The organism is Paenibacillus glufosinatiresistens, from assembly GCF_031470375.1.
GTDB classification, from domain to species: Bacteria; Bacillota; Bacilli; order Paenibacillales; family Paenibacillaceae; genus Paenibacillus_AQ; species Paenibacillus_AQ glufosinatiresistens.
On the sequence record NZ_JAVFHT010000004.1, the window covers coordinates 246294 to 259089 of the forward strand.

General features: G+C 60.0%; 11 protein-coding genes. 8 read left to right on the forward strand and 3 right to left on the reverse strand.

Annotated elements, in window-relative coordinates; translation table 11 throughout:
- Positions 1-295: 295 nt before the first annotated feature.
- Genes RBI05_RS07605 through RBI05_RS07615 form a run of 3 tightly spaced genes read left to right on the forward strand, consistent with a single transcriptional unit; the run spans position 296 to position 5087 of the window.
- A complete protein-coding gene (locus RBI05_RS07605; protein WP_310550639.1) occupies positions 296-1468 on the forward strand; it encodes a glucose-1-phosphate adenylyltransferase in 1173 nt (390 codons plus the stop codon).
- Positions 1469-1493: 25 nt separating this feature from the next.
- A complete protein-coding gene (gene glgD / locus RBI05_RS07610; RefSeq protein ID WP_150459639.1) occupies positions 1494-2597 on the forward strand; it encodes a glucose-1-phosphate adenylyltransferase subunit GlgD in 1104 nt (367 codons plus the stop codon).
- A gap of 51 nt (positions 2598-2648) precedes the next feature.
- Positions 2649-5087 (forward strand): glycogen/starch/alpha-glucan phosphorylase, encoded by a 2439-nt coding sequence (locus RBI05_RS07615; protein WP_310550640.1) that lies wholly within the window; start codon positions 2649-2651, stop codon positions 5085-5087.
- Between the two features lie 186 nt (positions 5088-5273).
- On the opposite strand, the gene RBI05_RS07620 is transcribed toward RBI05_RS07615, so the two are convergent.
- A complete protein-coding gene (locus tag RBI05_RS07620) occupies positions 5274-5753 on the reverse strand; it encodes a GAF domain-containing protein (protein WP_150459637.1) in 480 nt (159 codons plus the stop codon).
- A 205-nt stretch (positions 5754-5958) separates the two neighbouring features.
- On the opposite strand from RBI05_RS07620, the gene RBI05_RS07625 reads away from it, so the two are divergent.
- Positions 5959-6258: a hypothetical protein gene (locus RBI05_RS07625; protein ID WP_150459636.1), complete on the forward strand. Its 300-nt coding sequence runs from the start codon at positions 5959-5961 to the stop codon at positions 6256-6258.
- A 145-nt stretch (positions 6259-6403) separates the two neighbouring features.
- The gene (locus tag RBI05_RS07630; protein WP_310550641.1) at positions 6404-6985 is read left to right on the forward strand and encodes a GNAT family N-acetyltransferase; all 582 of its coding nucleotides are present in this window, start codon (positions 6404-6406) and stop codon (positions 6983-6985) included.
- A gap of 100 nt (positions 6986-7085) precedes the next feature.
- Here the strand turns inward: RBI05_RS07630 and RBI05_RS07635 are convergent, their stop codons facing one another.
- A complete protein-coding gene (locus RBI05_RS07635; RefSeq protein ID WP_150459634.1) occupies positions 7086-7553 on the reverse strand; it encodes a MarR family winged helix-turn-helix transcriptional regulator in 468 nt (155 codons plus the stop codon).
- Positions 7554-7867: 314 nt separating this feature from the next.
- Here RBI05_RS07635 and RBI05_RS07640 point away from each other — a divergent pair, with 314 nt between their 5' ends.
- The 3 genes from RBI05_RS07640 to RBI05_RS07650 all read left to right on the forward strand — a co-directional run bounded on the left by RBI05_RS07640 (position 7868) and on the right by RBI05_RS07650 (position 11364).
- Positions 7868-9172, forward strand: coding sequence for an MFS transporter (locus RBI05_RS07640; RefSeq protein WP_310550642.1), 1305 nt, complete (start codon positions 7868-7870; stop codon positions 9170-9172).
- Positions 9173-9301: 129 nt separating this feature from the next.
- A complete protein-coding gene (locus RBI05_RS07645) occupies positions 9302-10072 on the forward strand; it encodes an ABC transporter ATP-binding protein (RefSeq protein ID WP_310550682.1) in 771 nt (256 codons plus the stop codon).
- Positions 10073-10083: 11 nt separating this feature from the next.
- The gene (locus tag RBI05_RS07650; RefSeq protein ID WP_310550643.1) at positions 10084-11364 is read left to right on the forward strand and encodes an ABC transporter permease; all 1281 of its coding nucleotides are present in this window, start codon (positions 10084-10086) and stop codon (positions 11362-11364) included.
- Between the two features lie 70 nt (positions 11365-11434).
- On the opposite strand, the gene RBI05_RS07655 is transcribed toward RBI05_RS07650, so the two are convergent.
- Positions 11435-12766 carry a BaiN/RdsA family NAD(P)/FAD-dependent oxidoreductase gene (locus RBI05_RS07655; RefSeq protein ID WP_310550644.1) on the reverse strand — a complete coding sequence of 444 codons (1332 nt, stop codon included), beginning with the start codon at positions 12764-12766 and terminating at the stop codon, positions 11435-11437.
- Positions 12767-12796: the final 30 nt, after the last annotated feature.

Below are 12796 nucleotides of genomic sequence, written 5' to 3' on the forward strand. Positions count from 1 at the left end.
GAAACGGTTGCAGATTAAATGAACCGGGTCCGGTAAAGCCTTTGTATGAAATAGAAGAAAAGGGTTTTGACGGTATGCCGTCTCACACTTTAAAATAGGGCGTATAGCTCAGCGGAGTTCCGCTTCCGCTCCCCGTTTTGAATCCCTTTTTCCTAGTTTCTTTACCGGTTCCTTTTACAGCTTTCCGGCTTTGCCCGCACCACCGGTTCCTGCTACATATCCATTACTTGAGTCGCACTCGTTCTCCCAGCAATCGAAGAAGCGTTATCCACCCCAAGCTCAAGGAGGCTCTTCCATGAAGAAAAAAGAAATGGTTGCCATGCTGCTGGCCGGAGGCCAGGGAAAAAGGCTGAAGGGTCTGACCAAATCGCTCGCGAAGCCGGCCGTGTATTTCGGAGGGACTTACCGGATTATCGACTTCCCGCTGAGCAACTGCACGAATTCGGGTATCGACACCGTCGGAGTCCTGACGCAGTACGAGCCGCTGGTGCTGCACTCCTATATCGGGGTCGGCTCGGATTGGGATCTCAATCATAACCACGGAGGCGTCTATGTGCTTCCCCCGCATGAACGCGAGGACGGAAGCAGCTGGTACCGGGGAACGGCGGACGCCATCTACCGGAACCTGAAGTTCGTGGACCAGTATGATCCCGAGCATGTCCTTATCCTCTCTGGGGACCATATTTACAAGATGGATTACAATGCCATGCTTCAATATCATAAAGAACGGAATTCCGACTGCACAATCTCGGTGATTGATGTCTCGATGGAAGAAGCGACGCGCTTCGGCATCCTCAATACCGAGGAGAACCTGAAGATTTATGAATTCGAGGAGAAGCCGGCGAAGCCGAAGAGCACGCTCGCCTCGATGGGCGTCTATATATTCAAATGGGAGGTGCTGCGGCGGGCGCTGCTGGAAGACGGCGAGAATCCGGAATCCTCGCATGACTTCGGGAAAGACATCATCCCGGCGCTGCTCTCCAAGGGCAAGACGCTGTATGCCTATCCGTTCGAAGGATACTGGCGGGATGTGGGTACAGTCAACAGTCTCTGGGAGGCCAATATGGATCTGCTCAGCGACAATCCGCCCCTCAATCTGAACGATCCGTCCTGGCGCATCTATACGCGCAATCCGAACCAGCCGGCCCAGTATGTGGCTCCCGGCGCGAAGGTGTGCGGTTCGATCATCAACGAGGGCTGCATCGTCCGCGGCGATGTCGAGCATTCTGTGCTCTTCTACGGAGTAGAAGTCGGAGAAGGCAGCGAGATCAAGGATTCCGTCATTATGCCGAAGGTGAAGATCGGCCGCGGCGTGAAGATTCACAAGGCGATTATCAGCGAGAATACCATTCTCGAAGACGGCATGGAAATCGGCGTAGAACGGGAGAATGAGAATGAGATTCTTCTGATCGACAACCGCAACAAGAAGCGCAAGGCCTCTCCAGCCAAGATCACCAACACGCTCTAAATAAAATACAAGGACGGTGCAAGCCATGAAGCAGCTTCTGGGCGTTATCAATCTGGATCACGAACTCGATAATCTGAACGAACTTACCTACTTCCGCTGCGGCGCGGCCGTGCCCTTTGCCAGCCGGTACCGGCTGATTGATTTTGTTCTCTCCAATATGATGCGCGCCGATCTGGAGAGCGTGGGCCTGTTCGTCCGGCGGAAGTACCGCTCGCTGATGGACCATTTAGGCGACGGCAAATCCTGGGATATGAACCGCAAGCACGGCGGGCTGTTCATCCTGCCGCCCGACTGGAATGACCCGACCGATACCTCGCGCGGCGACCTCCAGCATTTTCACAACAATCTCGACTTCTTCAAACGCGCTTCCGCCAAGTACCTTGTGCATTCCGGAAGCCAGCATATCAGCACGATCGACCTGCGCGAGCTGTACAACTATCATCTCAAGCAGGGCGCGGACGTCACGCTTGTCTACAAGAAGATCGAGGAGCTTCAGCCCGAGCATGAGCTGTGCCAGCGGCTGGAGGTGGACGAAGACAGCTTCGTAACCGGCATTCATCAGGAGAAAGGCCATCATAACGTATATCTCGATATGTTCATCATGGAGAAGGACCGGTTCCTGGAAATGGTGGAACACTGCATCGCCCACGGCGAGAGCTTCTTCTTCCGGGACGCCATCCAGAAGAATCAGAACAGCCTGAAGATTGCCGCCTATGAATACAAAGGCTACCATGCCGTAATCAACTCGCTGGAGAGCTATTACAAGAACAGCATGGAACTGCTGCGTCAGGAGAATTTCATGGAGCTGTTCGGGAACAATCCCGTGCAGACCAAGATCAAATATGAGGCTCCCACCCGTTACCTGGAGAACGCCGAGGTCAGCAATTCGCTGGTCGCCAACGGCTGTATTATCGGGGGCAAGGTGGAGAACAGCGTGATCTTCCGGGGCGTGCAGATCCGCAAGGGGGCGCGGGTGACCAACTCCGTCATCATGCAGAAATGCGTCATCGAAGAAGGTGCCGTCATCGAGAATGTGATTATGGATAAGGACGTGCAGCTCAGCCGGGAACGGGTTCTGGTCGGAGACAGCCGCCGCCCGTTCGTCATTGCCAAGAGCAGCAAAATGTAGCCCTTTCTCGCCGTCCTGCGCCATAATTAGCGAACGTCAGGAGGAACTCTTTTGCTATTTACCGATAAAGAACGTTTCAAAGCCGCATTTACCGACAAAATTGTCGATCAGCTGGGCAAGCCGCTCGAAGAGGCTTCCGGCGCCGATGTCTTCAACATTCTGGGCAATATGGTCCGGGAGCAGGCCGGCCGGAACTGGGCCGAGACGAACCGCCGCTATCGGCAGGGCCAGGAGAAGCAGGTGTATTATTTCTCCATGGAATTTCTGATCGGCCGGCTGCTCGGCAACAATCTGCTCAACATGGGCGATCTGGAAGTCGTCGCCGGCGGGCTGGAAGAGCTGGGCTTCCGCCTGGACGACATCGAGGAGGAAGAACCAGATCCGGGGCTCGGGAACGGCGGCCTCGGGCGTCTGGCGGCCTGCTTCATGGACTCGCTGGCCTCGCTGGGCTATGCCGGACACGGATGCGGCATCCGCTACAAATACGGACTTTTCGAGCAGAAGATCGTGGACGGCTACCAGGTGGAGCTTCCGGACTACTGGCTGCAGAAGGGCAATGTATGGGAAGTGCGCCGCGAGGACAAGAGCGTGGACGTGAAGTTCTGGGGCCGCGTGGATACCGATGTCGACAGCAGCGGCGAGCTTGTATTCGAGCATAAGGATTACGAGACGGTCCGGGCGGTACCGTACGACATCCCGATCATCGGCGCCGACGAGCGGCACGTCAACACGCTGCGCAACTGGAGCGCGGAGTCGGTCATGCAGCCGTCCAAGGCGTTCGGGATGCGGGCGGGAAGCGATTATCACAAATTTCTGGAGTACAAGCGTTCCGTCGAGTCCATCTCCGAGTTTCTCTATCCGGACGATTCCCGCTATGAAGGCAAGCTGCTCCGGCTGAAGCAGCAGTATTTCATGTGCAGCGCAGGCTTGCAGAGCATTCTGCGCACGTTCGACAAGCTCGGACTGCCGTATACCGCGCTGCCGGACAAGGTGGCGCTTCATATCAACGACACCCACCCGACGCTCGTCATTCCCGAGCTGATGCGCCTTCTGATGGACGAGAAGAAGATGGGCTGGGATCAAGCCTGGGACCTCGTGACCCGGATGGTCTCCTACACGAATCATACAATCTTGAGCGAAGCGCTGGAGAAGTGGCCGGTGCCGATGGTGCGCGAGCTGCTGCCGCGCGTGTTCCAGATCATCGAGGAGATCAATGCCCGCTACTGCGCTGAACTGCTGCGGCGCTATCCCGGCGACGAGGGGCGTCTTGCGGGTATGGCGATCATCTACGGCGATCAGGTGCGCATGGCCAACCTGGCCATCGTCGGCAGCCACAGCGTCAACGGCGTTGCGGCGCTCCATACCGAAATTCTGCGGAGACGGGAAATGCGGCTCTTCGACGAGATGTTTCCCGACCGGTTCAATAACAAGACGAACGGCATTACGCACCGGCGCTGGCTGCTGCACGCCAATCCGCAGCTGAAGGATCTGATCGACGATACGATCGGAACCCGCTGGAAGACGCATCCGCAGGAGCTGATCGGGCTGATCAAGTACTGCGAGGATGCCTCCTTCCAGGAGCGGATCGGCGAGGTCAAGCGCGCCAACAAGCTCCGGCTTGCGCAGTATATTGAGAGCCGGCACGGTGTCAAGGTCAATCCCGATTCCATCTTCGATGTCCAGGTGAAGCGGCTGCACGCGTACAAGCGCCAGCTTCTGAACATTCTGCATATCATGCATCTCTATAATCAGATCAAGGCTGCACCGTCGATGGACATAGTGCCAAGAACGTTCATCTTCGGGGCCAAGGCTGCGCCAAGCTACCATCTGGCAAAACGGATCATCAAGCTCATCAATACGGTTGCCCATACGGTCAACAATGACAAGGACGTCAACGGCAAGCTTCAGATCTTCTTCCTGGAGAACTATTCGGTATCGCTGGCCGAGAAGATCATTCCGGCGGCCGATGTCAGCGAGCAGATCTCGACGGCGAGCAAGGAAGCGTCGGGCACGGGCAACATGAAATTCATGATGAACGGCGCGCTGACCATCGGCACGATGGACGGCGCGAATGTCGAGATGCACGAAATGCTGGGCAATGAGAACATGTTCCTGTTCGGCCTGAGCGCAGAGCAGGTGCTGGATTATTATCAGCACGGCGGCTATTACGCCAGGGATATCTACAACGGCGACGGGCGGGTCAAGGAAGTGCTGGACCAGCTCATGAACCCCGGCGCGTTCTGCTGTGACGGGCAGGATTTCGGTCAAATCTTCCACTCGCTGCTGGACAACAACGACGAATTCTTTGTCCTCAAGGATTTTGCCTCGTATGTCGAGACCCATGTGGAGATTGACCGGGCTTATCGCAACCGTCCCGAATGGCTCAAGAAATCCATTATTAACATTGCCCACTCCGGCAAATTCTCAAGCGACAGTACCATCAGCCGCTACGCTTCGGAGATTTGGAATATCCGGCCGGTAGAGCTATAGAGCAGACGGTGTTCGCTGCGGAGGAGCCGAGGCAGCCTGACATGACAGATGTCCGACTTCAGCCGGACTTCAGCCGGAACGCCAAGTACGCCGAACAGCCCCCTCTCCCGCCTTGCGGCAAGTGAGGGGGCTGTTCGCGGTTTCTCTGCGCAGACCGGGAGGCGATCCTTCGGACGCTTCGGCGGCTTACAGGACGGCGGCTACGATGGCGGCAAAACGCTCCAGGAACCGGCGCTCGTCATCGTCGAACCGGTGCTTGATCGGGCTGTCGATGTCGAGTACCCCGAGCAGGCGGTCTTCCTGGACGAGCGGCACAACGATCTCGCTGTTGGAGGCGGCATCGCAGGCGATATGGCCGGGAAAAGCGTGCACGTCGCCGACGACCAGCGTCCGGCGCTCAGCCGCTGCGGTGCCGCAGACTCCGCGGCCGAGCGGAATCCGGATGCAGGCCGGAAGCCCCTGGAACGGACCCAGGACGAGCTCCGTCCCGTCGTATAAGTAGAATCCGGCCCAGTTCGTATCGGGCAGGGAAGCTTTGAGCAGAGCGGATGCGTTGGCCAGATTGGCGACGGCATTCGGTTCATCTTGAATCAGCGAGCCGAGCTGGGCAAGAACGGCCTCGAAACGCTCGCTGCGGGTGCCGTCATAGGGCATGGCCTGAAACATGGAGCATCACCTTTCTGTAAGTAAGTCTTATTAACCAACATAGTACAGGGCAGAGCGGTACGTCAAGCACTGAACCCCATGCGCCGTGCGGCTTTCAGAGGCAGCACCGCAGGTCCCGGGCCGGAAGCCCTGTGTTTCCGCGAAGACGGCGACGGGTAAATAATAGCTGACCCATCACACAAGGCTTAGGCCGGGAGGAGGAGCTATGCGCGCCGATGTGCAAAATTTGTTCATAGGAATCCATATGCTGTATATCGCCCACGAACGCAAGCTGACGATATCGGATATGCAGACTCAACTGGAACAGTTCGGATATCGGATTGGAGAACGCGAAGTGAAGCAGGAATTGGAACGGCTAACCCAGGATAATTATCTGACCTTCCACGGAGAAGAGTACAGCTTGACGGGAAGAGGCATTGAGGAGTTCCGCAGCATTCAGCCGAAGCTGGAGCTTCTGTGCCAGGAAGTGCTGAAGCCGATCAAGACGGCCGGCGCTACCGGCTGAATCGCCTGATTCCAGACCGTTACGCATTCCTTGACCCCTGGCAGGCATGCAATGAAGGCGTCCGCGCGTGAGCGGGCGTTTTTTTGTGCGTGCTTGCCGGCATCTGGAACATGCTATACTACAACCAGAAGAAGGAGGGGGACGGATGGACATCCTTACAGGAACGGCTCCGGGGCTTGAGGGCCCGCGAATCGTGCTGCGGCCGCTGTCCACGCTGGATGCCGAAGCGCTGTTGGCGGTCTGGACGGCGGAGGAAGCCTCCGATTGGCTGGGCATGCCCGAGCTGAGCGGTGCCGGATCCGCCGAAGCGCTGATTTGGCTGCTGCTGGACATGGAGCGGGAGGGAGACGGTCTGCGCTGGAGCCTGACGCTTCGGGACAGCGGAAGAGTGATCGGCAGCGCCGGCTTCAATGCCTGGCAGGACTCCGGTGCGCGCCGGGGAGAGATCGGCTGCGAGCTGCACCCCGGCTTTTGGGGACATGGCTATATGACCGAGGCGCTGCGCCTGGTGCTTGAATTTGGCTTCCGGAAGCTGCGGCTGAACCGGATCGAGGCGCAATGTCTGCGCGGCAATGAACGCTCCGAGCGTCTCTTCAACCGCCTGGGCTTCCGGAAGGAAGGCTTGCTGCGGGAATACCGGCTGACCCGCCGGGGCCTGCGGGATGTAGAACTGTATGCCCTGCTGCGCCGGGAGTGGGAGAGCGCATCCGCAGAGCGGAGAAGCTGAGACGGACGGTTCGGTACGGTGCAGATGCAACAAGGAGGACCCGGCAATTGCCGGGTCCTCCTTGTTGCGGATTCAAGCCATCGGGGATGTGCTTCTTGGGTTACTTGCGCGGCAGGGGAGACAGCTTCTCGGCTTGCAGTCCCATCTTCTTGAGCAATCCGATCATCTGGACCTTCTCCTCGTCATTCAGTCCGCTGAACGCCAGGTGGAGCCGCTCCGTATACTTCGGATACATGTCGTTCATCAGTCGCTCGCCCTCGGCGGTAAGCTCGGCGAAGATCACGCGGCGGTCGCTGGCGCAGGCCTTGCGCTGCAGATAGCCCCGTTCTTCCAGCTTGTCGATGACGTACGTAACGTTGCCGCTCTGCAGCAGCAGCTTGGCGCCGATCTGCTGGATCGGCTGCGGTCCTTTATAGTACAGAACTTCCATTACGGCGAAGGCCGTCGGGTTGAACCCTTCAATCTTGCTGCCTGTAACGGCGTGTTCGTTGATGCTCTTGAACGATTTGGCGAATACCCGGTACAAATGAAGCGTAAGCTGCGTGTCGCGCTCGTAGGATTGAAGCATCTTTCATTCACCCTTTTCCATTGAAATATCTGCATGCGTTCGTGTGGGGTCCGGGTACGACGACCAGAACCTTTATCTACTCCTACCTTACGTGAAAGAAAGAGAGAAAAACATGTGATTTGTCACAATGAGCGCAGTTTTAATTATTAAAAATCAAAATTATTTAAGGACGGGTTCCGCCTGTGAACCGGGGGCAAAATCAGGCTGCGGGACCGCGGGGATTTCCGGCCCGGGATGGAGGAGCGGCTCTTGCTGCCGTGCTAGCATGAAGACAAACGCTTCATTTAACCCGAGACAGGAGATGAATCCGAATAATGAATACCCTCACCGATTCCCCTCAAGACGGGCAAGGCGGCCTGCGCCGCAACCGTCCCTTTCTGACGCTGATGGCGGCGCAGCTTGTATCCAATGTGGGCGAATGGCTGTACGTGCTGGCGCTGCTCGCCATGGTGGGCATGAAGTGGCAGGCCACCCCGTGGGAGATTACCGTAATGTCGCTGTGCATGGCAGTACCCTCGCTTCTGGGAGGGCCGATTGCCGGCGTGCTGGCGGATCGGATGAACCGCAAGCGCCTGATGATCGGCTCCGACCTCGTCCGGGCCGGACTGGTCGCCCTGTTCCTGTTCGCCGGAACGCTCTGGCAGGTGTATGCGCTGCTGATTGCCAAGGGATTGATGGATGTACTGTTCAGCCCTGCCAAGAGCGGCAAGCTCAAGGAGTTGGTGCCTTCCGGGCAAATGGAGCAGGCGGTCTCCGTCAGCGCTTCCATCGAGCAGATTACGAAGATCGCCGGTCCGGCCCTCGGCGGCGTGCTGGTCGGCATGTTCGGAATCTCGGTCTGCTACGGGATTGACGCCGCCGCATTTCTGATGTCCGCGCTGCTGCTGCTTCGCCTCCCCGCCGAGTTCCGGCGCAGCCGGGAGGCGGCCGGGGCTCAGGGGCTTGCCTCCTTCCGCAAGGATCTCTCGGCTGGAATCGCGTTCATCTCCGGCATGCCGATGCTGATGGGCGGTCTGCTGCTGCTGGTGACCGCGCTGCTCGTGCTTCAAGTCGCTGACTCCCAAGCCGTCACTCTGCTGCGGACCATACCGGACATGAACGAAGGCGTGCTGGGGTGGTGCATCGGAGCAAGCGGAATCGGTACCCTGCTCTACGTCTTGGCGGCGGGCAAGCTGGGCGCTGGCCGGCCGCTGTTGCTCATGAGCGCCGGAGCGGTAACGATGGGCGCCGTCTTTGCCGCAGCCGGAGTCATTACCGGCTCGGGGCTGAACGGGTACGGCTTGTACGCCGTCCTCTTCTCGGCGTTCCTGGTGGCGGGGGCCGGAGCGGGGATGATCTTCATCCCGTTCCAGACCCTGCTTCAGCAGCGGACGCCGGAGACGTACAGCGGACGCGTCTTCGGGACCGTGGGATCGCTGACCAGCGCTGCGGTCATTCTCGGCCCGGTCGCCGGGGGAGCGCTGGTCACCGCTGCGGGGCCGCTCTCGGCCTACCTGCTGTCAGGGTCGCTGCTCGTGCTTCTGGGCTGCGGCATGCTGCTGCTCCGCACAGCCATTGAGCGCCGGGATATACGGTCGAGCGAAGCTGCGGCGGCTCTGCCGGAGACGGCGGTACTCTAGACGGATAATGGTCCGTCCGTTTCGGTTTTGTATCAGGACCTGCAGCGTCTCTAAAGGAAGGCTGTATCCATAGACTGGAAGTGTTATGATAGAGTTCGTCAGAGACAAAGGAAACGGAGAGTGGACGGTGTGGAGGAGAAGCGGACGGAAGAGACGCCGGAGGCCCTGGGAACAGAACCGGAGACGGTGCTCCGCGTTCATATTGAGGAAGCCGGTTACGAAGCCGGAGATGTGCGCATCCGCGACATTGGCTTTCAGGTCCGGCGCGGCGAGCTGCTCGGGCTGATCGGTCCGAACGGAGCGGGCAAGAGCACGACCATCAAGACGCTGCTCGGGCTTTTGAAGCATGCCAAGGCGGAAGTGTCTTTCGGAGGAAGCGGCGAAAGCGGCGAAGGCGGGAAGGCAACCTACGCCTATGTGCCGGAACAGCCCGTATTCTACGAAGAGCTTACCCTGTGGGAGCATCTGGATCTGGCAGCGGCGGCATACGGACTGGACTACGGGACATTCGCCACCACAGCGGAAGAGCTGCTGGTCCGGTTCGGCATGGAGCATGTCCGGCATGACTTGCCGGCAGGGTTCTCCAAGGGGATGAAGCAGAAGATGATGCTGATGCTCGGATTTCTGGTCCGGCCGGACGTGTATGTGGTGGACGAGCCGTTTATCGGGCTGGACCCGAGAGCGACGAAGGACTTCCTGAATCTGCTGAAATCAGAGCGGGAGCGGGGAGCGGGCGTCCTGATGTCCACCCATGTGCTCGATACGGCCGAGAAAATCTGCGATAGCTTCGTGCTGGTCTCTGCCGGCGAAGTGGCGGCTTCCGGCACGCTGGAGAAGATCCGGGCAGCGGCGGGGCTGCCGGAGGCTTCGCTGTTCGATTGTTTTGATGCGCTGACATGAGGGGTCCCGCTGTGACTGTTCCAAAAGAACCCGTCCCGGCCCGCCGCCGGAACGGCTATCGCACCGGTTCGCCCGGCCGGCTGCTTCGCAGAAGGCTGACCGGGCATATCCGCGAGCAGCTCGGAATGATCCGCACCGTCGCCGACTGGACGGTGATGCTCTATCTGATTATTCCCGGCCTGCTGCTGGGCGGCCGCTATTACTACGGCTACTGGCAGGAGCCGCTGCCCGGCTGGTCGCTGAACCTGCCCTTGGCGCTGCTTCCGGGCATCCTGGCGCTCGGGATCGTCTCGGGCGGCCTGCTGCTCCTGCTGCATGAAGGGGATCTGCTGTTTCTCCGCCAGCAGCAGCGCTGGGTACGGACGCTGATGCTGGGCGGTACGGCCTACAGCCTGCTGCTCACCGCGCTCAAGCTGCTGGCGGTCTTGGGCGTCATGCTGCCCTTTCTGATCCGCGGCTATGCCGTCTCCTGGGCGTCGGCCTTGGCGCTGGCAGCGCTGACCGTGGCCTGCGGCTGGTGCGTCAAGCTGCTTCGCCATCTGGTGCTGGTGCAGCGGCAGGGGTGGCGCCGCTGGCTGTGGCTCATTCCGGCTGCCGGCGTGCCCGCAGGCCTGTACGTCCGGGCAGTCTCCGCCTGGATGCAGACGCCGGCTCTGCTGTGGCTGGCTGCGGCGGTGTATCTGGCCGGCGCGGCGCTGGCGCTCCGCACCCGCCTCTCCCTGCGCGGCAGCTTCACCGGCGATGTCCGGGAGGATTTCAAGCAGCGGATGCGGATTGCGGCTTTTCTGCTGAGCGGCGTCATCGACAAGCCCCGGCCGACGCGGTACCGGCCTTGGATCTTCCGCAAGTCGCAGACGCTGCTGGCCACCGCCCCGGCCGAGAAACGGCTGACGGAGGCCGGAATCAAGGCGCTGGTCCGGCATACCGGCCATCTGAAGCTGTACCTTCAGTTCCTCGGGGTATCGCTTGCCGCCATCTTTATTGTGCCGTACGGCTTCAAATGGCTGGTGATCGGGGTGCTGCTGGCCATGCTGTCCTTCTGGCTGGTGTCGTTCTGGAAGTCCCTGATGGGCGAGGAGTTCGCCGCGCTGCTTCCCTTCTCCAAGGAACAGAGGGCGGTGGCGGGGACGAGAGCCGTTCTCCTGCTGTCGCTGCCTTACAGCGCGCTCACTTCGCTGCTGGCGGCTGTTCAACTGTACGGCTGGTGGGGAATAGTGTTCTTTCTCCCGGCGGGATTCGGACTGAGCTGGGTGCTGGCCGGGATGTTCGCGGGGATGAGGCTGGAGCGGTAAAAGAAAGGCGGGTGCCCGTGAACGGGCACTCGCCTTTTTGGGATAGCGTCTCATCACCTAAATCAGTAACCTACTGCGCCGAATAATGCCCTGCCCGCTCGGCGGCGTGCTTACCCGCCGTGTAGCCGGTCGAGAAGGCGGCGGTGATGTTGTAGCCTCCGGTATAGCCGTGGATGTCGAGCACCTCGCCGCAGAAGAACAGGCCGGGCATGAGCTTCGACTGCATGGTGCCGGGCTCAATTTCTTTGAGGTGGACGCCGCCGCCGGTGACAAAAGCCTCGGACAGCGAACGCGTGCCGTGAGCCGTTACGGGCAGGCGCTTCAGCATCCCGGCCAGCGCGGACTGGGCGGCCCGGGACAGGCTGCCGGCGAGAAGGTCGCCGTCCAGCCCGGCGCTGCGCAGCACGAGCGGAACGAGCCGCTCGGGAAGCAGCCCTTTCAGCACATTGCGCAGCGCGCGTTTGGGCTCAGCGCCAAGCTTGTCCGTGAGTAAGTCCTCGGTCCCGGACATATTCAGATCCGGGAACAGGTCAATGGAGAGCAGAACGGCCTTCTGGCCCGTCTTCTGCTGGACCTGGCGGAGGAACTGGCTGCACCGCAGCGCAATCGGCCCCGACAGGCCGAAATGAGTGAAGATCATATCGCCCCGGTGGGCGATTATTTTTTTGAGGGAGAGGAACGGGTCGGCTTCGGGATCGCCTGCAGCCGCGGCCTTCCGGCCCTTGGGCCCCCAGACGGACAAGGTGACATCCCGGAGGGACAGGCCCTGCAGCTCGCCGGACTGAATCCAGTCCTCGCGCGAGACAATCGGCACCTCGGTGGGATACAGCTCGGTTACGGTATGCCCGGCAGCCATCGCCCAAGGATACCCGTCGCCGGTAGAACCCGTCTGGGGAACCGATTTGCCGCCGGTGGCCACGATGACCGATTTCGCGTCAAGGGTCTCTCCCGAGGCCAGCGCAACGCCGCTTACTTCTTCCTTCCCGTAGCGGATTTCCCGGACGGCCTGTCCGGTGCGAATCTCGACGCCCAGTTCGCGCACCCGTCCGATCAGCGCCGAGACGACGCTTGCGGCTTTGTCCGAGACCGGGAACATCCGGCCGTTATCTTCTTCTTTCAAGGCGATGCCGAGACCCTCGAAGAAAGCGATGATATCGCGGTTGTCAAAATGCTGGAACGCGCTGTACAGAAAGCGCCCGTTCCCCGGAATATGGGCGATCAGCTCGTCCGGTTCCTTGGCGTTGGTCACATTGCAGCGGCCGCCGCCGGATATGCCCAGCTTGCGGCCCAGTTTGTTGCCCTTGTCGAGCAGCAGCACCGAAGCGCCGCGCTCCGCCGCCGCCACGGAGGCCATCAGGCCCGAAGGCCCGCCGCCGATCACGATGACATCGTAAGCGTTCATGAGAGTAGCTCCTTCTTCCAAGTTGTAGCT

Bases quoted from the DNA above. Each gene is read 5' to 3' on its own strand.
- RBI05_RS07605 (WP_310550639.1), top strand. From the start codon at position 296: ATGAAGAAAAAAGAAATGGTTGCCATGCTGCTGGCCGGAGGCCAGGGA.
- glgD (WP_150459639.1), top strand. From the start codon at position 1,494: ATGAAGCAGCTTCTGGGCGTTATCAATCTGGATCACGAACTCGATAAT.
- RBI05_RS07620 (WP_150459637.1), bottom strand. From the start codon at position 5,753: ATGTTTCAGGCCATGCCCTATGACGGCACCCGCAGCGAGCGTTTCGAG.
- RBI05_RS07625 (WP_150459636.1), top strand. From the start codon at position 5,959: ATGCGCGCCGATGTGCAAAATTTGTTCATAGGAATCCATATGCTGTAT.
- RBI05_RS07630 (WP_310550641.1), top strand. From the start codon at position 6,404: ATGGACATCCTTACAGGAACGGCTCCGGGGCTTGAGGGCCCGCGAATC.
- RBI05_RS07635 (WP_150459634.1), bottom strand. From the start codon at position 7,553: ATGCTTCAATCCTACGAGCGCGACACGCAGCTTACGCTTCATTTGTAC.
- RBI05_RS07640 (WP_310550642.1), top strand. From the start codon at position 7,868: ATGAATACCCTCACCGATTCCCCTCAAGACGGGCAAGGCGGCCTGCGC.
- RBI05_RS07655 (WP_310550644.1), bottom strand. From the start codon at position 12,766: ATGAACGCTTACGATGTCATCGTGATCGGCGGCGGGCCTTCGGGCCTG.